The organism is Lysinibacillus sp. PWR01, assembly GCF_043359455.1.
Taxonomy (GTDB): domain Bacteria; phylum Bacillota; class Bacilli; order Bacillales_A; family Planococcaceae; genus Lysinibacillus; species Lysinibacillus fusiformis_F.
This window is the reverse complement of record NZ_JBHERJ010000096.1, coordinates 60,333-80,198: the sequence shown is the minus strand read 5'-3', so window position 1 is coordinate 80,198 and position 19,866 is coordinate 60,333. Positions and strand designations below refer to the sequence as shown.

26 protein-coding genes are annotated in these 19,866 nt (G+C 38.7%); 20 read left to right on the top strand and 6 right to left on the bottom strand.

Features of this window, described 5'->3' with window-relative positions:
- Window positions 1-78 precede the first annotated feature (78 nt).
- The 3 genes from ACEVFT_RS22485 to ACEVFT_RS22475 are packed head-to-tail and all read left to right on the top strand — an operon-like array spanning window position 79 to window position 3,516.
- A complete protein-coding gene (locus ACEVFT_RS22485; RefSeq protein WP_393951355.1) occupies window positions 79-1,395 on the top strand; it encodes a spore germination protein in 1,317 nt (438 codons plus the stop codon).
- Entirely contained in the window at window positions 1,392-2,483 is a 1,092-nt protein-coding gene (locus tag ACEVFT_RS22480) for a GerAB/ArcD/ProY family transporter (RefSeq protein WP_393951354.1), read from the top strand. The genes ACEVFT_RS22485 and ACEVFT_RS22480 overlap by 4 nt, the downstream gene beginning before the upstream one ends.
- Complete coding sequence (locus ACEVFT_RS22475; protein ID WP_393951353.1) at window positions 2,461-3,516, top strand: Ger(x)C family spore germination protein; 1,056 nt, start codon at window positions 2,461-2,463, stop codon at window positions 3,514-3,516. Before ACEVFT_RS22480 ends, ACEVFT_RS22475 begins: the two co-directional genes overlap by 23 nt.
- A gap of 62 nt (window positions 3,517-3,578) precedes the next feature.
- On the opposite strand, the gene ACEVFT_RS22470 is transcribed toward ACEVFT_RS22475, so the two are convergent.
- Window positions 3,579-4,232 (bottom strand): FusB/FusC family EF-G-binding protein, encoded by a 654-nt coding sequence (locus tag ACEVFT_RS22470; protein ID WP_393951352.1) that lies wholly within the window; start codon window positions 4,230-4,232, stop codon window positions 3,579-3,581.
- A 1,296-nt stretch (window positions 4,233-5,528) separates the two neighbouring features.
- Between ACEVFT_RS22470 and ACEVFT_RS22465 the strand changes: the two genes are divergently transcribed.
- Both ACEVFT_RS22465 and ACEVFT_RS22460 read left to right on the top strand, forming a co-directional pair.
- Window positions 5,529-6,176, top strand: a complete 648-nt coding sequence (locus ACEVFT_RS22465) for a class I SAM-dependent methyltransferase (RefSeq protein WP_393951351.1) — start codon at window positions 5,529-5,531, stop codon at window positions 6,174-6,176.
- The gene (locus ACEVFT_RS22460) at window positions 6,166-7,140 is read left to right on the top strand and encodes an HD domain-containing protein (RefSeq protein WP_393951350.1); all 975 of its coding nucleotides are present in this window, start codon (window positions 6,166-6,168) and stop codon (window positions 7,138-7,140) included. Before ACEVFT_RS22465 ends, ACEVFT_RS22460 begins: the two co-directional genes overlap by 11 nt.
- A gap of 39 nt (window positions 7,141-7,179) precedes the next feature.
- Here the strand turns inward: ACEVFT_RS22460 and ACEVFT_RS22455 are convergent, their stop codons facing one another.
- A complete protein-coding gene (locus tag ACEVFT_RS22455; RefSeq protein ID WP_036080739.1) occupies window positions 7,180-7,515 on the bottom strand; it encodes a hypothetical protein in 336 nt (111 codons plus the stop codon).
- 148 nt (window positions 7,516-7,663) lie between these two features.
- Between ACEVFT_RS22455 and ACEVFT_RS22450 the strand changes: the two genes are divergently transcribed.
- The 10 genes from ACEVFT_RS22450 (at window position 7,664) to thrS (ending at window position 14,243) form a co-directional block, all read left to right on the top strand.
- Window positions 7,664-8,146 carry a hypothetical protein gene (locus tag ACEVFT_RS22450; protein ID WP_205443258.1) on the top strand — a complete coding sequence of 161 codons (483 nt, stop codon included), beginning with the start codon at window positions 7,664-7,666 and terminating at the stop codon, window positions 8,144-8,146.
- A gap of 86 nt (window positions 8,147-8,232) precedes the next feature.
- Complete coding sequence (locus tag ACEVFT_RS22445; protein ID WP_393951349.1) at window positions 8,233-8,631, top strand: MarR family winged helix-turn-helix transcriptional regulator; 399 nt, start codon at window positions 8,233-8,235, stop codon at window positions 8,629-8,631.
- Window positions 8,631-8,978, top strand: a complete 348-nt coding sequence (locus ACEVFT_RS22440; protein WP_205443261.1) for a DUF3147 family protein — start codon at window positions 8,631-8,633, stop codon at window positions 8,976-8,978. Before ACEVFT_RS22445 ends, ACEVFT_RS22440 begins: the two co-directional genes overlap by 1 nt.
- Before the next feature lie 15 nt (window positions 8,979-8,993).
- Complete coding sequence (locus ACEVFT_RS22435) at window positions 8,994-9,479, top strand: GNAT family N-acetyltransferase (RefSeq protein WP_393951348.1); 486 nt, start codon at window positions 8,994-8,996, stop codon at window positions 9,477-9,479.
- Between the two features lie 47 nt (window positions 9,480-9,526).
- Window positions 9,527-9,991, top strand: coding sequence for a hypothetical protein (locus ACEVFT_RS22430; RefSeq protein WP_205443263.1), 465 nt, complete (start codon window positions 9,527-9,529; stop codon window positions 9,989-9,991).
- A gap of 124 nt (window positions 9,992-10,115) precedes the next feature.
- On the top strand, window positions 10,116-10,622 hold the full coding sequence (locus ACEVFT_RS22425) for a hypothetical protein (protein ID WP_393951347.1): 507 nt from the start codon (window positions 10,116-10,118) through the stop codon (window positions 10,620-10,622).
- 121 nt (window positions 10,623-10,743) lie between these two features.
- Window positions 10,744-11,340: a hypothetical protein gene (locus ACEVFT_RS22420; protein WP_205443266.1), complete on the top strand. Its 597-nt coding sequence runs from the start codon at window positions 10,744-10,746 to the stop codon at window positions 11,338-11,340.
- A gap of 12 nt (window positions 11,341-11,352) precedes the next feature.
- The gene (locus ACEVFT_RS22415; protein ID WP_205443268.1) at window positions 11,353-11,709 is read left to right on the top strand and encodes a hypothetical protein; all 357 of its coding nucleotides are present in this window, start codon (window positions 11,353-11,355) and stop codon (window positions 11,707-11,709) included.
- 14 nt (window positions 11,710-11,723) lie between these two features.
- A complete protein-coding gene (locus ACEVFT_RS22410) occupies window positions 11,724-11,954 on the top strand; it encodes a hypothetical protein (RefSeq protein WP_205443269.1) in 231 nt (76 codons plus the stop codon).
- 372 nt (window positions 11,955-12,326) lie between these two features.
- A complete protein-coding gene (gene thrS / locus ACEVFT_RS22405; protein WP_393951346.1) occupies window positions 12,327-14,243 on the top strand; it encodes a threonine--tRNA ligase in 1,917 nt (638 codons plus the stop codon).
- 123 nt (window positions 14,244-14,366) lie between these two features.
- Here thrS and ACEVFT_RS22400 read toward each other — a convergent pair whose 3' ends face one another.
- Together ACEVFT_RS22400 and ACEVFT_RS22395 are read right to left on the bottom strand one after the other, a co-directional pair.
- Complete coding sequence (locus ACEVFT_RS22400; protein ID WP_205443272.1) at window positions 14,367-14,837, bottom strand: hypothetical protein; 471 nt, start codon at window positions 14,835-14,837, stop codon at window positions 14,367-14,369.
- Window positions 14,838-15,010: 173 nt separating this feature from the next.
- Complete coding sequence (locus ACEVFT_RS22395; protein ID WP_036122469.1) at window positions 15,011-15,181, bottom strand: aspartyl-phosphate phosphatase Spo0E family protein; 171 nt, start codon at window positions 15,179-15,181, stop codon at window positions 15,011-15,013.
- Between the two features lie 492 nt (window positions 15,182-15,673).
- Here ACEVFT_RS22395 and ACEVFT_RS22390 point away from each other — a divergent pair, with 492 nt between their 5' ends.
- Both ACEVFT_RS22390 and ACEVFT_RS22385 read left to right on the top strand, forming a co-directional pair.
- Entirely contained in the window at window positions 15,674-16,231 is a 558-nt protein-coding gene (locus ACEVFT_RS22390; protein WP_393951470.1) for a hypothetical protein, read from the top strand.
- A 13-nt stretch (window positions 16,232-16,244) separates the two neighbouring features.
- On the top strand, window positions 16,245-16,802 hold the full coding sequence (locus tag ACEVFT_RS22385) for a histidine phosphatase family protein (protein ID WP_393951345.1): 558 nt from the start codon (window positions 16,245-16,247) through the stop codon (window positions 16,800-16,802).
- Window positions 16,803-16,853: 51 nt separating this feature from the next.
- On the opposite strand, the gene ACEVFT_RS22380 is transcribed toward ACEVFT_RS22385, so the two are convergent.
- Window positions 16,854-17,405 (bottom strand): GNAT family N-acetyltransferase, encoded by a 552-nt coding sequence (locus ACEVFT_RS22380; RefSeq protein WP_205443274.1) that lies wholly within the window; start codon window positions 17,403-17,405, stop codon window positions 16,854-16,856.
- A gap of 200 nt (window positions 17,406-17,605) precedes the next feature.
- Here ACEVFT_RS22380 and ACEVFT_RS22375 point away from each other — a divergent pair, with 200 nt between their 5' ends.
- The 3 genes from ACEVFT_RS22375 to ACEVFT_RS22365 are packed head-to-tail and all read left to right on the top strand — an operon-like array spanning window position 17,606 to window position 19,106.
- The gene (locus tag ACEVFT_RS22375) at window positions 17,606-18,193 is read left to right on the top strand and encodes an SMI1/KNR4 family protein (protein WP_393951344.1); all 588 of its coding nucleotides are present in this window, start codon (window positions 17,606-17,608) and stop codon (window positions 18,191-18,193) included.
- Window positions 18,190-18,678, top strand: a complete 489-nt coding sequence (locus tag ACEVFT_RS22370; RefSeq protein ID WP_393951343.1) for a GNAT family N-acetyltransferase — start codon at window positions 18,190-18,192, stop codon at window positions 18,676-18,678. Before ACEVFT_RS22375 ends, ACEVFT_RS22370 begins: the two co-directional genes overlap by 4 nt.
- Window positions 18,675-19,106, top strand: coding sequence for a GNAT family N-acetyltransferase (locus ACEVFT_RS22365; RefSeq protein WP_393951342.1), 432 nt, complete (start codon window positions 18,675-18,677; stop codon window positions 19,104-19,106). The genes ACEVFT_RS22370 and ACEVFT_RS22365 overlap by 4 nt, the downstream gene beginning before the upstream one ends.
- A 14-nt stretch (window positions 19,107-19,120) precedes the next feature.
- On the opposite strand, the gene ACEVFT_RS22360 is transcribed toward ACEVFT_RS22365, so the two are convergent.
- A complete protein-coding gene (locus tag ACEVFT_RS22360; RefSeq protein WP_393951341.1) occupies window positions 19,121-19,858 on the bottom strand; it encodes a class I SAM-dependent methyltransferase in 738 nt (245 codons plus the stop codon).
- Window positions 19,859-19,866: the final 8 nt, after the last annotated feature.

Genomic DNA, 19,866 nt, shown 5'->3' with positions numbered 1-19,866 from the left:
GGGCAGCTTGCATCCTTTGTATAAAAACATTGCTTATCTCTCAAAATAAGAAAAATTCGATGATCGTGGGGGACTCAAATGGAAAATTTGATGGTGGAAATGAAGTCTAAATTTGCCGATCACGATGATTTTTTCATTGAAGAAGAGCTTATACATCAAACGGTTATCTATCTTATGGGATTTAAAACACTGATTGATTATCCAAAGTCTAACCAATACATTCGGCAAATGGCTAGTTCTGCTGCGTCCGTAGATGAGCTTTTGACAAATCTTAGCGATCGATTGGATGTGGAGAGTGAACAGATGGTCAACGCTGTGTTAGAGGGGAAGCTGATCATCGTTATACAAAAGGATCAACGAAACGCGATAGTCGATCCAGTTGCCCTTAATTTAACACGAAGTATTGATGAACCGAAAAATGAAAGTCCTATACAAGCATCGATGGATGCATTTGTTGAGGATTTGAATACAAATGTGGGGCTTATTAGAAAAAGACTGAAAACAGACAGGCTATTGCATTGCTCCTTTCAAGTGGGTGAGCTAGAAAAACGCAATTTGTCCATGCTATATATTAATGGAAGAGCACCAAATGATCTGGTCGAAAAAGTTAATGAGCAATTAAAGCAAATTGACACGGATATTGAATCCATTGATGACCTTAATAGGCATTTTGGTTTACGCAAATGGAGCCCTGTAAGTCATTTCTTTCCGACAGAAGTGCCGATTCAGGCCATTCATTCCTTAAAGAAGAATAGAATTGTCCTTTTATTAGATAATTATCCCTTTGCCCTTGTTTTTCCACATCTATTGCTAGATATGTTTAGTATTGTGAATGATCGAAATTTCCCCTATATATTATCCGTTATGCTTCGAGTTCTTCGCGTGGTAGGTGCTGTATTGACGCTTATCCTTCCAGCATTGTATGTCGCATTAGTATCTGTTAATCCTGAGATATTTAAATTCGATCTTGCTTTATTTGTGGCGAAAAGTCGAGAAGGGATTCCTGTACCCGCTTTGCTTGAAACGATCATCATGGTCGTATTAATTGATTTAATACTGGAGGCTATTGTTAGACTTCCTAAAAGTATTGGGCCGACTATTTCCATGGTAGGGGGCGTGATATTAGGTCAAGCCATGGTGGAAGCGAAATTAGTCAGTACGCTCTTAGTGATTGTCATTACGGCTATTGTGATTTCCAGCTCAGTTGTTGCGGGTATCCAAAACTCTCTTTATATACGCTTACTAAAATACCCGATTTTAATTTTAGCATCGATTTTCGGCATTCTTGGTATATTTACTGGTTTAGCGCTTACGGGCATTTATTTAGCAAGTTTAACCTCATTCCATATTCCCTATACGACATTCCATATGAAAAGAGAAGGGGACACGAAGTGACGCATCGGTTTCAAATCGCGATTGTTTTCTTTATTATTCATTTAAGCTTTGGCTTTTTACTTTATCCTGAGCTGATCTATAAGTTGACAGATACGGGCCATTGGTTGGTTGTTTTGTGTCAGGGTGTTTTGCAGCTACTATTAATTTTGCTCTATATGAAAGGGTTAAATTATTTTCCGAATGAGGATATTGTGGATATTTATTTAAAAATGGGGAGGCTGATTGCTTTCGTCATCCTTCTTCCATTTGTCCTGAATTTAACGGTACTTGTTGCGCTTAATATCCGTACGTATACAGAGATGATTAATTCCTTATTTTTGCTACGGACACCTCACTGGCCGATAGCGTTACTGCTTTATTTTATTTCGGCTTATACAGCTACAAAAGGTTTAGGGACAATATTGCGGTCTTCTGTGTTTATTTTTTTCATGATTATTCCCTTTATATTGTTCATCAGTTTTTCTTCCATTGTGAATTTTGATTTTTATAATGGATTCCCTATAAGGGATGCATCGTTTGATTTCTTATTAGATATGGAGTTCTATTATCTCATGGGATTTTCGGCATTTTTATTTTTAGGATTTATGGTCTCTAACAAACCATTGGTATTTCGAGATATTTTGATAGCCTGGTTTTCTGTCATCATCCTTTATTTAGCCTTTGTTTATATTCCACTTTTTATTTTTGGACAAGAAACTGTCGTTACCCTGTCCTTACCCTTTGTCATAGCGATGGATTCAGTGGATATTCGGTGGCTTGCATTTAATCGGCAAACGATGTTCTTTGGTATTTCTTCGATTGGCTTTATGCTGATCTTTAATGCGGTCATGCTATGGATGATTAGTCAAATTATGCAGAAACTATTCAGCAAGCTGCGCGTAAAATCAGCCCTATGGATTATAATCTTTTCAATTATCGGCTATATTGCAGGTTTATTTATTCCAAATCAAGTTTGGACAAATACGCTGATTTTATGGAATAGAGGGGCGCAGGTTTATTTTATGCTAATTCTCCCGATAACGATTTACATCTATGGCATTGTGATCAAGAGAAAGGGGACGAGCGATGAAAGAAAATCATCCTTATAAAACATTGATTATATGTATGTTTTTTCTTTTACCCTTTCTTGGTGGGTGCTGGGATGTTAAAGATATAGATAAACGATTATTGCCCTTGGTTATCGGCATTGCGAAGGAAAATGGAGACTATCAAGTGACACTACAAATTCCAATTACACAAAAAGAAAATGAAGTATCGAGGATTGTTACAGGGAAAGCTGAAACGGTATTAAAGGTGTTGGGGCAAGTTCGAACAAACTCTGAAGAAGCGGTGGATTACTCGCATATTGAATTAATTATTATTCAAAGCAACCTAGCAGCTAATCAACAGGAAATGAGGGAGCTGATTGAATTTTTAATGCATTCAGAGGAAATCCCTTCAAGAGCTCTAGTAGCCATAACGGATGATAAAATCGATAAAGTTCTTTCCAACATTAATGATAAATTAGGGGTGAATGCGACCTCCATTTATAATTACTTTAACAAAGGGGCAGGGTGGGCACCTGAGATAACAAGCGTTCATATTTGGGAAGTATACCGAAGTCTGTACTCCTACACAAAAGATAGGATAATTCCAGTTGTACGTGCTGGAAACGATACCGTGTTAGTCTATGAGGGCTCTAGCGTTTTGAAAAATGGTGAATTAATGGCAAAGATTAATCCAGATGAAAGTCAGCTAACTAAGCTATTTCAAAACTTTAATGCTAAGGGGAAAGTAGAAAGCTTTGATTTGGCGAGTATGATGGTGATCAATAGTGCCATTAAAAATAAAGCCTCGTTGAAGAATGGCATACCCACTGTGACAAGTCATTTAACATTAAAAATAGCGATTTTAGAGCGCAAAAAAGATGTGTCCAATGAGCAAATTACGAAAGAGCTAACGAAGCTTATCGAAAAACGGTTTTATGATATGTTTGAACAGGCGCAGGCCAATCAAACGGATCTTTTCGGATTTGGTCAACTTTTCCGACAACAGCTTTCCTATCAAGAACTAAAGAGTTGGAGAGAGGGTTTTTATCCTCGATTGAAGGTGGATTTTCAGGTACATGTAGGTGTGGATTAGAGAAAGGTCACAGAGAAAAAAGGCAGAAACGTTGCTTGCACAACATTTCTGCCTTTTTTCATTTATTTTTGTGTGATACGCTCGAAAAATTCCACTGTTCTGTTCATATCTGTAACATGTTCATTACATGTTTGACTATCAGCACAAATGTAATTACTGTGGTTGGTAAATGTGCCAACCACCTGCCCTTTAATGGACGTAGTAAATAAGCCAACATCTGCATGGCGATTACAGATAGCGCAAATGCCGCGAACCGTGTTATTGGCAAATAGCCCTTTGATTCCTTTTAGCTGCCCATTTTGCTCAAGGACAACATATTTTCGATGTGTGCCAGCATCATCCCAAGCAAGATAACAAATTTGCTGAAAATCGAGTGCTTCTAGATTTGGTAGCTTGAGCTTCTTTTCCTTTTTAAATAAGGTTTTAAGCGTACTAGCTGTCACGGGCTTGAACGGGATGACATAGGGTTTTAATTGCTCTAAAAATGCCTCACCCTGTGCACGATCTGTGATAGCAAAAAGCTGTTCAATCAGCTTTGTTTCCGCAGCTGATAATGCTAATTTTGTCGTTACCTCCGTATCAACAAGGCCACGTACTGCTAGGATAACGTCTTTATCCTTTGTTGTCGTCAGTGCATGTAAAATTTTATTTAATTGCTGTTCGAGTAAATGATAGTTGGCAACCGTTAAAAACGGCTGAATTGTTTGTTGTTCCATTTGAAATCTCTCCTGTTTCTTAGGCTATTTTTTTACTTTTTGGCCTAAAGAGATCATTCAATTTCTGTTAGTTGTATAACTTAATCTTGACCTCTTTGACCTAAAGAAGTCGTTCTAGAGCATGCATTACAAGTGAATGCGATCATTTCGATCCCTCCTTTAAAGGAAACGTTGATTTATATGGGTTTTATAATAGGTTGAATTAAACAGGCGACCAATTTACATTAATTTGTTAAACATCTTCAAGTCAGTCAAGTGACCATAAGTATCTATAGATATAGTAACATGTGATGGCCCTAATTGCTCTTGAATTGTTTTGAAATTTAATCCATTTACAATGCCATAAGATGCGAAGGACATGCAAATTTATCTCTTGCAAATCGTTTAATTTAACAAATCTTGACCATTCTCTGGACATTGAAAACAGGGTAGCCGAAATTGTTTGTATATAATAAGTTCCATCTTCAGTATATGCAGGACACTATTCATTTTTCTTTTGTTTTGCTGATTTTTGTAATATATGGTGTATCGCGTATGCTTATATTTCACACATAAATAAATCGGGTACGACGATAGTGCGCGTTTTTTTATGAGAACATTTTAGTTTTGTCATCAAAGTGCAATTGTTTATTATAAAATTTGTTATGCTCATAATCTATGGAATCGTGCGTTAGTCCTGCGATTGAAGAGCGTCTTAAGAGAAAAAATTAGGATTGTTTGCTTAATTTTAATGAACTAATTATTTTTCTACCATAAGAAAGAATAAAGTAAATAAGTGTAACATCTAGAAAGAAATAAAGTATATGAAAGTGAATTTGAGTAATACCAATTTTGGTAAATAAAGAAAATGCGGATGATAACTCATTTTCACCGATGTAACTTATAAATTGAAAAGGGGCTCCAAATTTGTTAGAACCATAGGATACAAAGAAAATGGACAATAAAGTCACTATAATGCTAATCCATAATAATCCCTTTTGGTTTGTCACTTGCATTAAATCATCTCCTTCTTGTAGGTTAACTACCCAATATAATTATTATATCGTAATAAATGAAATATAGTAATATTTTGGGAATTTATAATAGAATATTATCTAGAATGGTAATTGATATAAGTAAAAAATAGAATATATCACATTACAAAAAGCCACTATGTATTTATTTTCTGAATTGTTCGATAGGTAAAAAATTGGTATAATGGACTGAATTGGTTAATAAAGGGGGATTTATTATGAAACAGATGACTGCACGTAAAATAATGAATGCTTGGAGAATTTATACATTGTAGGAGGCACTATGCTATTAAATAAACAAGGTTTTGATTTATGGGCCGATGGATATGATCAAACGGTTCAACACAGTGAGGAAAGTAATCAATATCCATTTGCAGGCTATAAAGCGATTTTAAATAAAATTTTCAATGAAGTGATGGCTGTTCCCACTTCTACGGTTTTAGATATTGGCTTTGGGACAGGGGTATTAACGGCAAAGCTTTATGAACATGGGCACGCGATTTATGGCTTTGATTTTTCGTCGAACATGATTGCCATTGCGAAGGAAAAAATGCCAGAGGCTCACTTAATGGAGTGGGATTTAACGAATGGCTTGCCACAGGAGCTATTACAGCAGCCCTATGATGCGATTATTAGTACGTATGCGCTGCATCATTTTACAGATGAGCAAAAGGCCGTGTATATCACGCAATTATTACAGCACCTAAAGCCGAATGGACAGCTATTAATTGGCGATGTTGCTTTCAATACAAGAGAGCAGCTGGAGCAATGCCGTCAAAATAGCAGGGGATACTGGGATGAGGATGAATTTTACTTTGTCCATGAGGAACTAAAGGTCGCCTTACAGGAAATTTGTGAGTTAACATTTTACCCACTATCGCATTGTGGTGGAGTCTTTGTGATTAGTCGGAAGAATATAAATGCTGATTAGTGACCCCTTATATGGGGAGTTCGAGATAGATGGTTTGTTAGAGGAATTGATTGTAAGTAAGCCAGTTCAACGCTTAAAGGAAATTCATCAGGCTGGGGCAGGCTTTCTAGTAAATAGCAGGTGGACTATTACAAGATTTGAGCATTCGATAGGCGTCATGCTGCTTATTCGACAGTTTGGCGGGTCATTGGAGGAGCAGGTAGCAGGCTTATTGCATGATGTGTCCCATACCGCTTTTTCCCATGTTGTGGATGTGGTTCTGGAGAATGAGGCGGAAGATTATCATGAAGAGCTATTCATGGATGTCATCAAACAGTCTTCTATACCTGCGATTCTTGAAAAATATGGCTACGAGGTAGAGAACATACTAGATACATCCAGATGGTCGTTACTTGAACAACCTGCTCCAGCATTGTGTGCGGATCGCATAGATTATACATTAAGAGATATGTATTTTTATGGCCACGCTGCCATAGAAGATATTCAAAAATTTTTACAAGACTTATTTGTTTTTCAGGGGAAACTGTGTGTTCAAACGATTGAGCGCGCAGAATGGTTTGTGGAAATTTATTATCAGGAAGTGTTGGATTTTTTTCTGCACCCTTTAAATATTTATGCGACTAGTACGTTAGCGGACGTGTTAAAGCTAGCACTCGAAAAACAAATTCTAACACTGGATGATTTCCAAAAGACTGATCTTGAACTGCTGGGGCACATGAGGGCTTCACATGATCAGGACATTCTAGCTCTTTTACAACAATTACATGAACATGTAGAGGTAAGAGAGGAGCAAGAGAACCATGACATTCATTTTCGGAATAAAGTGCGACTCATCGATCCAGCTGTCTATCATCAACAGCGATTATGGAAGGCGAGCGATCTATCTGACAAAGTCAAAACAATGAATGCCTATGCGTTGGAACGGTTTGAGCAGGGTGTTTACGTGAAAATGATTAAAAGATAGGTAATCAATGAGGAGCTGTCAAAAGGCAGCTCCTTTTCTTTAGGCAAACATCGACAAAATATATTTACCAGAAAGCATAAATACAGCATAGACTGCAAGCGCACTCATAACGGAAATGCCTGGTTTAAACCAGCTTGTTAGGAGGAACGCGAGCACAGTAAATAACAGCATGCCAACCGCTCCAAATACCGTGTTTTGTAGGACGGTATGAAATGTATCTTCTTTCATATTTTTCATTTGCATGCCCATATTAATGAGCGTCAAAATCGGTAAGGCTGTAATGATACCTGACAAAAATAAATATTTCGATTGGCTGAGTAGCAGCGCTAGCACCATGATCGTGCCACCTACTAAAAAATAGAGAAAGTATAACATAGGATGCCCTCAATTAAATTCAGAATAGAGTCATAATACTGTAGAAAGGAAGTGCCCACAAGTACCTCTTGATAATATGTAGCAAGATGCGCAGAAAGATAGATGATTATGAAAAATAGATAGAAGATTTGTGAAGGGGTGAGTAGTGATGTCCATACTATCCTTTATGCTTTTATATGTAGTAGGCATACCATTCTCCACGCTGTTGCATGAAATCGGCCATGCGTTAGGCGTTATAGTATGTTCAAAGGAACGAGCCCAGGTTTATTTAGGTGCAAAAAATCTTCCTGAAAACGGTCGTATAGGTCGCATGCATTTCCATATTCGATGGGGATTTTTTGGCTATTGTACGCTACAAAAGGGGAGTAGCTTAAGACGCAAGCAGATGCTCGGATTTATGGCGGGTGGTCCTATTATGACTTTATTGCTGTTGCTTATTGCCAGCTATCTAGCCCGTTATTTTGCTGCTTATGCAGGGATACACTATTTTTTCAATGGGCTTTTTTATTTGAATACCTTCCAATTTCTTGCGACGGCAATCCCGCTAATCTATCCTAACTGGTATAAGCCTTATGCAGGATTACCCTCGGATGGCTATCAAATACTCAGGTTACTGAAGAGAAATATCTGAAAATATAAACTTTAACGAGGGAACTTTTAATATATCGTAAAATACGATATAATCGCATAGAGCGATATATTAAAGGAGTTAATACGATGATTAAAGAGATAAATGACTATTTTACAACGATATTCTATCATCTACATACAACACATGAAGATGTTATTTCCCATCAGAGCGTGCGTATTTTGCAAATGATTCAAAAGGAAGCGGAAGTGACGGTGCGTGATATTGCGGGGTTACTAAACATTTCTCCTAACACGGCGTCTGAGCATGTGAAAAAGATAGAGCGTCATGGCTGGGTGATGAAGGAGCGTGCAAGTGATGACCAGCGTAAGGTCATGTTGCATTTGACAGCAGAGGGGCTACAAGTGCTGAAGAAAAACTCGGAGCTAGATGATGATAAGCTACAGCATGCACTTAATCAGCTAACTGAACAGGAACAGCAAGCCATTCTACAGGCATTTCGACGTCTAAGTGAGGTGGCAAAATAATGTATACATTCTTTAAAATTTTGAGTTCAGCTGCCATCATTGGCGTTGTGACGGAGGTAGCTCGAAGATTTCCTACCTATGGGGGCATTATTGCAGCGTTGCCATTGGTGAGTATTTTAAGTATTATTTGGCTGACAGTGCAAAGTGAGTCGAGTGAGCATATTCAGCGCTTTACAGTGGGCGTTATCGTTGGTTTGCCAGCAACGATGTGTATGCTATTTGTGATTTACATGGCGATGAAATCCTCCATGCATATTGTACTAGCTATTGGTCTTGGTGTGCTGTCTTGGGCTGTATTTTTAGGCATACAAAAAGCGATTGCAGGGGTTTTTCATATTTCTATTTAACAAGGAGTTTATAAAATGACGATTATTGCCATACATCAAGTACCAAACCAACATGTTCGCCAGTTTTTTCAGGAACATTGGGGTTCAACGGAGATGGTCATTTCCAGTGGTATTTATGACTGTAGTGAATTAGCGGGCTTTGCTTTTATGAATGAGCAACAGACGATGATCGGTTTAATCACCTATATCGTGCGGGAAGAGGACTGTGAAATCATTTCGTTAGATAGTACGGTTGAGGGGAAAGGCATCGGTTCAGCTCTTGTGAAAGCGGTAGAACAAGCAGCAATGGAGCAGGGCTGTAAAAGCATTTCACTCATTACAACAAACGATAATTTGCATGCATTGAAATTCTATCAAAAACGTGGCTATTGTTTAATCGAAATACTGCGTAATGCAGTCGAAAAAGCAAGGGCCTATAAGCCTTCTATCCCACTTATTGGTGATGACGGTATTCCAATACGAGATGAAATACGTTTACAAAAACAACTTGACTGTCAATAAGTCAGGTTGTTTTTTGTTATACTGTTGGGAGGAAAGAGAGGGTAAGTATGAAAAAAATACTATTTATTTTAGTACTGAGTGTGCTTGTGGTCGGAGCAATCTTTATGATTTATCTCAAAAGCAATCCACCACTGGTCATGCAAAGCTTCACCACTAAACAAGGCAATGAAGCAGTTAAACTCATTGCACTTGAAAATACAGGGCTGCGTGAAATTAAGCTGAAGCAAATACTGGTGAATGATCAGCTTCCTGATAGCGCAAAGCTTGTAATTAGTAAGTCAGAACCTTTTGAGGCAGAAACAAAGCTAGAGGGAAATAGTGATATTTCTTTTCATAAATTTTCACAGCGAACCATTTTGCCTCAAAAATACATAGACCAACAGGCCATTGGCAAGCAGCCACAGCACTACGCTGTTCAAGTTCAAGCTGCTGCTATCAAGAAAGTAACGATTCACTATGAGTATTTAAAAATACCTTTTACGCTAATTGCTGAGCTTCAAGCCAACAAATAAATCAAATTTTGTCTTATCCTTTATGGCTGTGTCAATTCCTAAGATTGTTTGGTGAAAAACTCCTATCCCTCCTAAGTCATGGTAATATTGTAGTAACAGCAATTGTGATACTAGGAGGGACCTAATGGCATTTATCATCTTGGGTATAGTACTATTTATCTGTGTTATCACTGTGGCTTTAGTGTTTATCAAAAAACTTTCGAAAAATGATATTATGCTTGAAGTGACAGCCACCTGTGAAGGGAAAAATGAAGACAATCAAGCGATTATGAAAATATATTTTACGTATTCCATTGGACGGCTTGCCAAAAGGAAACGAGAGATGATAGGCAGTATTGAATGGTCTGAAGGATGGATGCCTGTCAGCTATAATCTAAAAGAACATGGCGTGTATCACGATGAAAGAATTCTGTATGCGACGAATGAGCAAACGTATTCCACCTTTGAAATCAATGCGGCGAATGCCATTGATGAGCAAGGGCGAGGAGAGGGCTATGTGGTCCTTGTATTGGAAGAGCCAAATGTCTCTCATATGTCTAGAGCCGGTGTTATTCTCGCTGTTACAGCCAATATGGTTACATATCAATTATCAGACTCAACTAGCTGGCACAATGATGTGGTGACGAATTAGCTATCCAATGTATTGGGTAGCTTTTTTGGTATTTACAAGTAAAAATAGGCTGTTTATGGAACCAATTGGGGAAAATAACGTATAGAAAGAAGAAGGACTTGCAGGATGGAGGAGGATATAGATGTCCGAACAACAAAGCAAATACAATAATTCAAGGCTTATCCTAATAGATGAGCAAATATGTGCACTTTTAAAGCAACGAAAAGCGCAATCTAGTCATACTTCAGGCTTTCCATCGGATGACACCATTTCGGAATGGGCACAGCGATATGGTTTCGATGATACTTATTTAGCGATGTTTTTCCAGTTGATGAAATCAGAAAAATACTATACACCTAAGGTAGAACCAACAGGCTTCCGTCACTATATCCCTGTGTTGAAAACGGTAGAAAAGAAAGAGCGTTTGTATACGGTTTCCTATATTCGTCAATATGACAATGCAAGTGTGGTGCAATTATTAATCGATTGGGATGAGCAGCAAGAACCACAGCTAACGATTCAGCAAAAATTAGAACGAAATCATTTGGGTCTATTCATCGATGCGTCCTATGAATGCCGTAGTAAAGGTACAAGTGGCACAAATGGACATGAAAGCAGTACGTATGTTGTGACACCACCCTTGCCAGATGATATAAGGGGACTTCATTTTGTTTTTACAGAATACGAAGATGTCTTTGAAGAAAAGCCTACAGGATGGGCTGTCACCATACAAGGTTAGGGGGAATGTTCAATGAAAAAATGGATTTTTCCGATGGTACTCGTCATCCTATTAACGGCCTGTCAAAGTGCTGAGCAGGAGATTCACTATATCGCAAAAAGTGAACATTGGAAAGCCATCTATCATAGTAATGGGGATGAGGGATTGCGCTTATTTTATCTCGGTGATCACAATGATTTGGGACCTTTACAAATCACGATCGAAGGGGCAAAGGAATCCCAAACGTTGGATGATGCGCAGTTAACTAAAGAAGGGTATTATTCATTCACAAGAAAAGAAAGCGAGAAAATTTTTAAACGAGATGCGAAGCCAAAGATTCAGATGAAATGGCAATCTGAGAGTGAGGCTTTAGATGTGAAAAATAACTAGGAGATAATAATAATATGCGAATTGAGCAGCGTGGGGATGTAGTGATCATTGATGGACTAGAGATCAGCGGAGCGATTCAAAAAAAGCAACAATGTCCGGCTTGTCAAAGTTCCATAATCTATGATGACTCATTCGATAGTTATTTTTGTGCGATGTGTAATGAATGGCAGGAGGAGGCATGTGATGACCCGAATTGTCACTACTGTGTACAACGTCCAGAACGCCCATTGCCAGTCCATCGCTAAATTTTTTTAGTGTTTGACAAAGAATCCACTATTCGTTATAGTAATTAACAATTTCATACAAAAATGAAATGGGCAATGAAAAGGACAAGAGATTCGATGAAGCATTTTTAGAGAGGGAGGCCTTGGCTGCAAGCTTCCTAATGTCGTAATCCTATCTTACTACCTTGGAGCCGTGCTTGGAAACTTGCACCGTTTTTGCGACGTTACAGCAAAATCAATGAGCCACTAGCACGTAAACTAGTGGGAATTTGGGTGGAACCACGGGTAATCAACACATACTCGTCCCTTCTTAGGGGCGGATATGTGTTTTTTTTATCTACACAATTATGCCGAGGTGTAATTGATTTTATTACTAAAAAAGGAGTAGAGAACATGTCAAATCAACGTATTCACATTCAATTTCCAGATGGTCAACAGCAAGCATTTACAAAAGGTGTGACACTAACCGATATTGCACAAGCGATTCGTCCAGAACTTCGCAAAAAGGCAGTCGCAGGGAGTGTTAACGGAACCATCATTGATTTGACGCGCCCGATTATGGAAGATGCTCAAATTACATTGTACGATGCAAGCTCAAAGGAAGGGATCGAGGTCATTCGCCATTCTACGGCCCATTTATTGGCTCAGGCAATTAAACGACTTTATCCTCATGCACAATTTGGGGTAGGACCAGTCATTGAAAATGGCTTTTATTATGATATCGATATTGCAGATACACTGACACCGAGTGATTTGCAGCAATTAGAAAAGAAAATGAAACAAATTGCGCAGGAAAATATACCGGTTCATAGACGCGAGGTTTCACGTGAAGAAGCGAAGCAATTATTCGCCCATGATGCGTTAAAGCTCGAGCTGTTGGAGGCAATTCCTGCAAATGAGCTAGTTACGATTTATGAGCAGGGAGAGTTTTACGATTTATGTCGTGGTCCACATGTACCGTCTACAGGCAAATTACAGCATTTTAAATTAATGCATGTATCGGGCGCTTACTGGCGAGGTGATAGCAATAACCAAATGCTTCAGCGTATTTATGGCGTTGCCTTTGCCACAAAAGAAGAACTGCATGATCATTTTGTCTTTTTGGAGGAAGCGGAAAAGCGGAATCATCGCAAACTAGGTAAAGAGCTATCGTTATTTATGTTTTCGGAGGAAGCACCTGGCATGCCATTCTATTTAGCCAACGGTCAAATTATACGCAATGAACTGGAATCATATTTGCGCCATTTACAAGCGAAATATGACTATAGGGAAGTACGAACACCGTTGATGATGAACCAACGACTATGGGAGCAGTCGGGTCACTGGGATCATTATAAGGACAATATGTATTTCACACAGGTAGATGACCAAAGCTTTGCCTTAAAGCCCATGAACTGCCCTGGACATATGCTGATTTTTAAAAATGCCCTCCATTCCTATCGGGATTTACCGATTCGTATGGCAGAATTCGGGCAAGTGCACCGACATGAATTTAGTGGCGCCTTGAATGGTCTATTACGTGTACGGACATTCTGTCAGGATGATGCCCATATTTTTGCAACACCACAACAAATTGAGGATGAAATTGCGCTTGCATTAAATATTATTGATGAAGTGTACAATGTCTTTGGATTTGCGTATACGATTGAATTATCGACACGACCAGATGATTATATGGGTGATTTGGCGTTGTGGAATCAAGCGGAGGCGGCACTGGAAAATGTCCTCAAGAATTTAGGCATTGCCTATACAATTAATGCAGGGGATGGGGCTTTCTATGGACCGAAAATTGACATCCATATTAAAGATGCGATTCAGCGCAGTCATCAATGTGCAACGGTTCAGCTTGATTTCCAGCTACCAGAGAAATTTGATTTAACGTATATTAATGAACACAACGAAAAGGTGAGACCGGTTGTCATCCATCGTGCAGTGTTTGGCTCGATTGATCGCTTCTTAGGTATTTTAATCGAGCATTTTGGCGGAGCATTCCCAACTTGGCTTGCACCACAGCAAGTGCAAGTCATTGGTGTAGCAGAGGCACATCAAGGCTATGCCAAGCAGGTAGTAGCAGCCTTACAACAGGCAGGAATCCGTGTGCAATTAGATGAGCGCCAAGAAAAGCTCGGTAAAAAGATACGTGAAGCCCAATTGCAAAAAATACCGTATATTTTAGTCATTGGGGATCGGGAAGTAGCGAACCAAAGTGTAGCTGTTCGCAGACATGGTCAGCAAGATTCCACTGATAAGTCACTACAGCAATTAATAGAAGAAGTTACAGCAGCCATTCAACAAAAAAGTTTATCTTAAGCCAGCAAAGAAAGCTTGCTTTGAATGTTCGTCATTCATTGCAAGCTTTTTAAATGTTAAGAAATTTTTACCTCTATTTTTTTGAAATGACTACTAGAATCTACGTGATGTGCATACAATGAATTAAAGGTGCTTGGAACTTTCTTGAAAAAGCGAATGTCCCACGATTACTTCTTGTGTTTCAGCGTCGATGACAAGAAACTTACGATAGGATTCATCGGTATTGTGCTGAAAGGATGCTAAAAAATAAACTTGTCGATTGGGATGAATAAAAGTATGTTGAGAGAGGTCTATTGTTTCCTGTTTATCATCTGTTTGTAAATAAAAACGTTTTGTCGCATTTGCCACATCTTTAAAAGCCATCTTTTGACGAATATTCAATGCAGCATTGGGATATTCCTCATAAATCGCACGATTAAGCTGCTGATAAAATTTGTCCTCATCACGAAACGATTGAAATTGGTTGTTTGGGTATTGATATAGTGTATTTATTTCAGTTGGTGTGCAAAGTGTGGGTGCTGTATGGTCTACTGAATGTTGAGGTGGCATTAATATTTTGGAAACAACCATAAAAGTTAAGATAAATACATGCATTATTCAACCTCCAAATGTTTTCTTATCAAAAACATCGCCTACTTTTTCATTCTCTATACATCCAGAGAAATGGCTAGGTGAATGCATGTATCAGCCATGATAAAACCAGCCAATAAAAACATGGCCTGGCTTTATCCAATCTATTCTTTCTTCTATTATATGCCTCGTTATGATTAGGAAGCTTGTGCTTGTTTTAAATATCTATTAAGTAAGACATCCAATTCTTGACTGTAATCTACAACAGTAGGGTGGGTGAAACCAAGATCCTTTGCTTTTTTATACATAATTCTTCGTTTGATCTCAATTTCCGCCTTCAAGAATTGTTTAAGTAATAAGTTAACCAAGATATTTTCCTCCTAATTTTTTATCCATATTCCTGAAATAAATTTCGATGACCTCGATTCAACTTTTTCATTGTATATCACTTATATTAAAAAAAATGTCATATTGTGTTTTGTTTATCAAATTCGTAATTTAGTCATAGATAAGGTACTTCATCCTATTTAGCTTGATTGAAAATGTTTGATTATTATAGATAAAAAATACTGATAAATTCCCCTTTTATTGAATTAAATATATGACTTAAAACCCTATTCATGTACTGGATAGGGTTATTCACTTGTTTTATTTTAGAAAATATTAAGGGGAAAAAAGAAGCCTTAAGTCTTTTATACTAAGAAAAAAGTTGTAATAAGAGATTGAATTTTCAGATAATTTTACCTGAAATTCATATCTTGTCACATTTTAGCAAATTCCCTTTTATGTTGTTTAGAAATGTGGACATTTCATTGTCTATGGTGAAATGTTGAGAATTTTTGAAATTAATGGAATAATTGATGGAAGATGAGGTGATCAAGCGCATGATGAAAAAACGGGTTTCGATCATTGCTTTATTAAGTTTGCTAACGGCATGTGAAAGGAAGGAGCCCTTACAGGAACCGACCATTGTGTATGACATGGATACGACATCCACATCCACTGAGTTTAGCTATGTAGCGGATCTATCTTTTGAAAAAAGAGAGGCCTATCAAGCATTTTTAAACGATGGAGAAATTCGTCATTTGCAGACCTTTTCGCCAGAGGAAATGCTGCTAATTATGTTTGATTTAGTGGAGGAACCTCGTATGGATGCATTATATGCGATTACTTACAGCAATGATGCATTCCCCACAAAAGAATTGTTTAAGCAATATTATACGGATTCACTCGCAGGTGATTTGCTCGTTACCTATTTCATGTATAGATTTTATGATCGAATAGCTGTTAATGAATCGAGCACCCCCGATTTGCAGGTTGTTCAACTGGAAATTTCCGTTGGGAGTCAGCGCTACATCAAAACATATGCTCTGCAGCAGCAAGAGGGGATTTGGAAGATTCATTTAGCTAAAGATTAAAGAGGAGAAACAGATGACCGAAATTTATTTTGTTAGACACACACATGCCCATTATTCAGAGGATGAATATCATCGTCCACTATCTGCTCAGGGAGAAAGGGATGCAGAGCGTGTCACAAATCTATTGAAACATCAACGAATCGATGCGGTATATACTAGTCCCTATCGAAGAGCCATTCAAACAGTGGAGGGGATTGCACAGGCTCGTCATTTACCCGTCCAAACGATAGATGCTTTAAAAGAACGACAGCTTTCTAGTGGTGTGCTGGAGGATTTTCATGCAGCAGTTCAGCGGGTATGGCATGAGCCAAGCTTTGCATGGGCGGGAGGGGAGTCCAATCAACAGGCGATGGCTCGCGCTATTCCAAGTTTGCGAAACATCCTTCTCACGCATCCGCAGCAGTCTGTCGTGATCGGTACACATGGCAATATCATGGTGTTAATGATGCACTATTTTGATGCCCAGTACGATTACGCATTTTGGCAAAAGTTAAGTATGCCAGATATCTATCGATTATCCTTTCAAGGGCTATCTTTACAGGAAGTAACACGTGTGTGGCAAGAGATCTGAACAAAAAAAGAGATACTACAGCAAGCATAGTATCTCTCTTGTGCTATTCAGTTAATTTCTCTCCCATTCGGAGCGTAAGAGGCCAAATACTACTACATCATGGAATGTACCGAAGCGGAAAATTTCTTGGCGTAAAATGCCTTCTTTTGTGAAGCCGCATTTCTCATAGGAGCGAATAGCTGCTGGGTTAAAGCTAAAAACCTGAAGCTTGATTTTCTGAACAGCTATATATTGGAATATAAAATCAATAAGCGTTTTCATTGCATCTGTGCCATAGCCCTTGCCGTGCCACTCTTTTCCGATTGAAATCCCCACAGAGCACGTGCTATTTTGCCAATTCACTGAATAAACGGCACAGGAGCCAATCAGCTGATGGGACGCTTTTTCATAAATGCCGAAAAAGAATTCCTCCTTTTTCCCACTGATACTGTTAAAGAAAGCGGTGTGATCCTCTACAGTTTGTGGAAAAGGAATCTCATCATTAGCAAGTAGCAAAGAGGTGATTTCGCTTTCGATGGCTATAAAAGCCTCTAGGTCAGCAGAAGTCATTTGCTGTAAAGTGATCGATTGACCTGTTAAAAATGTTTTTAAATAGTGTTCCATTATTGTATTCTCCCTTGTATAAGGGCTGCAAGTAGCGTTACAACCCATCGATTGTTTGTAATACTTTCACGTCTACTGCATTTTTCACACTCATAAACCCACCCCTTTTTTGTGCATACTTCCATAGTAGCATGAGGGACTAAGAGAATGGAAGAAATTATGTTAAAATATGACATAGTTAAAGAGAGAGAGGGATTAAGATGCGTACAGCTTATTTTGCGAATTTATTACACTACTTACCACAGGAGGAGCAGCAACAATTACAACAGGCTGTTGGTGCTTCAGATGCACAAATTCAGGCTTTGTTAGAAGTATTTCCGAATTGCCCACAAGCGTTGATTGAGCTATTACAGGATGTCAATGGTACCTATTATTGTCAGCATGGGCAAGAAACCATCAGTGTTCTAGTACTAGGCTCTGATTTAGGGGATTACCCGTATTATTTAAAATCGGTGGAGCAAATCGTAAAAGATTACCATGACAAGCGTGAAACGATTCATGAGCGCTATCAGGAATTTTTAGCGTATGTTGAAGTAGATGAAAAGATTAATATGCATGTCCCGTTAAATGAACGTTTATGCTTTGCGGATTGTATGAATAATGGGGGCACATCGAGCCTATATATTGATTTTACGCCAAATGAAGCAGGGCAAGTTGGTCAGGTGGTTCGTTATGTGCATGATCCTGATAGCTTTGAGGTGATCGCGGCTTCCTTTGAGGAATATTTACATCAAATTAGAGAGGGAGACTATGAATTCACCGCTATTTACGAGGAGGAATTCGAATGACCATGCTGCTCATGTTCTATGAGGACAAGGCACAGAATTTAGTCGAACAATATACGCTAACAGAAGAGCAGCTCCGCTATACAAAGTCTCCACAAGAGAGCATTGAACTTGCTAAGCAGGATAATAGTCGACATGCTATTTTAGCAATGGACGGTAACAAGCTAGTCACCTTCTTTGTCTTACATGAAAAAGAAGGGGTGACGCCTTACTCCTCCAATGAACAGGCGCTATTAATCCGTTCCTTTTCCACTGATTTTTATGAGCAGGGAAAAGGCTACGCCAAAACGGCACTCCACTTATTACCTGACTTTGTTCGCAAGCATTTCCCGCACATCAATGAGCTGGTGCTAGGGGTGAATGTGCCAAATGTAGCGGCACAGGAACTTTATAAGCGGTGCGGCTTTGTCGATGAAGGCAGACAGGCAAAGGGACTTCAAGAGGAGCTAAAGGTGATGAGCTATTATTTGAAGGAGGTTAATAATTGAACCATATCATCGAAGCAAAAAGAGAGCATTTACAAGCACTTTGTACAATCGATCAAGAAGTGATTGGTGATTCATCCAGAGAGGGAGACATTCAACAAGCTATCGAAGAGAAACGCTGTTTGCTCTACCAATCCGCCGATACCATTGCGGGATTTCTGCTATTTAGCAATGACTTTTTTGGCTATAGCTTTATTTCCTTAGTCATTGTCAAGCCGTCCGAGCGCAGAAAAGGCGTTGCGTCTGCCTTAATGATGGCTTATATGAACATGGCTAAAACATCAAAAGTTTTCTCCTCTACAAATCAGTCCAATAAGCGGATGCAACAGCTTTTTCACAACCTTGGCTTTGTCAAAAGTGGTTTTATTGACAATTTAGATGAGGGAGACCCAGAAATGATTTATATGAAACAAGCCTCACCACAAACATAGGGTGAGGCTTTCGTTTATTTTTTTACTTTGATAAATAAAAAGGACGGTCTGCGTAGCTCCTTTTCAATGGAAGGAAGCTGTTGAATGGCTTCTTGGCTTGGAATCGGTTCTACGATTTTATCAATCGTTAACCCATGAGCAATCAATGTATTAACCATTGTTGCTAAGGTGCGATGATATTTGACAACACCCTCCACCAACCATGTTTGCTCACGCAAGCCTTCATCCTGGTAATGATCCACGGCGTAGTGCAGACGGTGATGATGGTCATCATATATCCAATTATCTTCCGTTGTGTGACGAGCTGTAGCAATAGGATGCTCCACAGAGAAAATAAATACACCGTTAGGATGAAGCATGCGAGCAATTTCAGCAATTACCGCATCAAAATCTTTGACATAATGAAGCGATAGGGAGCTGGTTATACAATCAAAGCTATTCGAGGGTGCTTCGTAATCCTCTATTGCCTGTAGCCGATAGTCAATTCGGGGGTGAGCATGCGCCTGCTTGGCAATGGTCAGCATATTGCTCGAAACATCTAATGCGGTTACATGCTTGGCTTGATGGTCGATACAATACTTGGCGAAATCACCCATACCACAGCCAATATCAAGTACCCGTAAATTTGTTAAAGGTGGAAGTAATGCCTTCATAGTGGGCTGCTCTAAAAGACGATTATAATTATATGCTTTTTGTCTCAATGTCTTATATTGATGAAAAAATATCGGATTATCATAAATATTTTGTTTCATTAAAAAGC

Coding starts and splice junctions, on each gene's coding strand:
- ACEVFT_RS22470 (WP_393951352.1), bottom strand. CDS start 4,232: ATGGAACAACAAACAATTCAGCCGTTTTTAACGGTTGCCAACTATCAT.
- ACEVFT_RS22400 (WP_205443272.1), bottom strand. CDS start 14,837: ATGCATGTATTTATCTTAACTTTTATGGTTGTTTCCAAAATATTAATG.
- ACEVFT_RS22415 (WP_205443268.1), top strand. CDS start 11,353: ATGAAAAAATGGATTTTTCCGATGGTACTCGTCATCCTATTAACGGCC.
- ACEVFT_RS22425 (WP_393951347.1), top strand. CDS start 10,116: ATGGCATTTATCATCTTGGGTATAGTACTATTTATCTGTGTTATCACT.
- ACEVFT_RS22370 (WP_393951343.1), top strand. CDS start 18,190: ATGACCATGCTGCTCATGTTCTATGAGGACAAGGCACAGAATTTAGTC.
- ACEVFT_RS22380 (WP_205443274.1), bottom strand. CDS start 17,405: ATGGAACACTATTTAAAAACATTTTTAACAGGTCAATCGATCACTTTA.
- ACEVFT_RS22445 (WP_393951349.1), top strand. CDS start 8,233: ATGATTAAAGAGATAAATGACTATTTTACAACGATATTCTATCATCTA.
- ACEVFT_RS22435 (WP_393951348.1), top strand. CDS start 8,994: ATGACGATTATTGCCATACATCAAGTACCAAACCAACATGTTCGCCAG.
- ACEVFT_RS22460 (WP_393951350.1), top strand. CDS start 6,166: ATGCTGATTAGTGACCCCTTATATGGGGAGTTCGAGATAGATGGTTTG.
- ACEVFT_RS22485 (WP_393951355.1), top strand. CDS start 79: ATGGAAAATTTGATGGTGGAAATGAAGTCTAAATTTGCCGATCACGAT.
- thrS (WP_393951346.1), top strand. CDS start 12,327: ATGTCAAATCAACGTATTCACATTCAATTTCCAGATGGTCAACAGCAA.
- ACEVFT_RS22420 (WP_205443266.1), top strand. CDS start 10,744: ATGTCCGAACAACAAAGCAAATACAATAATTCAAGGCTTATCCTAATA.
- ACEVFT_RS22375 (WP_393951344.1), top strand. CDS start 17,606: ATGCGTACAGCTTATTTTGCGAATTTATTACACTACTTACCACAGGAG.
- ACEVFT_RS22475 (WP_393951353.1), top strand. CDS start 2,461: ATGAAAGAAAATCATCCTTATAAAACATTGATTATATGTATGTTTTTT.
- ACEVFT_RS22385 (WP_393951345.1), top strand. CDS start 16,245: ATGACCGAAATTTATTTTGTTAGACACACACATGCCCATTATTCAGAG.
- ACEVFT_RS22410 (WP_205443269.1), top strand. CDS start 11,724: ATGCGAATTGAGCAGCGTGGGGATGTAGTGATCATTGATGGACTAGAG.
- ACEVFT_RS22455 (WP_036080739.1), bottom strand. CDS start 7,515: ATGTTATACTTTCTCTATTTTTTAGTAGGTGGCACGATCATGGTGCTA.
- ACEVFT_RS22440 (WP_205443261.1), top strand. CDS start 8,631: ATGTATACATTCTTTAAAATTTTGAGTTCAGCTGCCATCATTGGCGTT.
- ACEVFT_RS22465 (WP_393951351.1), top strand. CDS start 5,529: ATGCTATTAAATAAACAAGGTTTTGATTTATGGGCCGATGGATATGAT.
- ACEVFT_RS22360 (WP_393951341.1), bottom strand. CDS start 19,858: ATGAAACAAAATATTTATGATAATCCGATATTTTTTCATCAATATAAG.
- ACEVFT_RS22450 (WP_205443258.1), top strand. CDS start 7,664: ATGTCCATACTATCCTTTATGCTTTTATATGTAGTAGGCATACCATTC.
- ACEVFT_RS22430 (WP_205443263.1), top strand. CDS start 9,527: ATGAAAAAAATACTATTTATTTTAGTACTGAGTGTGCTTGTGGTCGGA.
- ACEVFT_RS22390 (WP_393951470.1), top strand. CDS start 15,674: ATGGAAGATGAGGTGATCAAGCGCATGATGAAAAAACGGGTTTCGATC.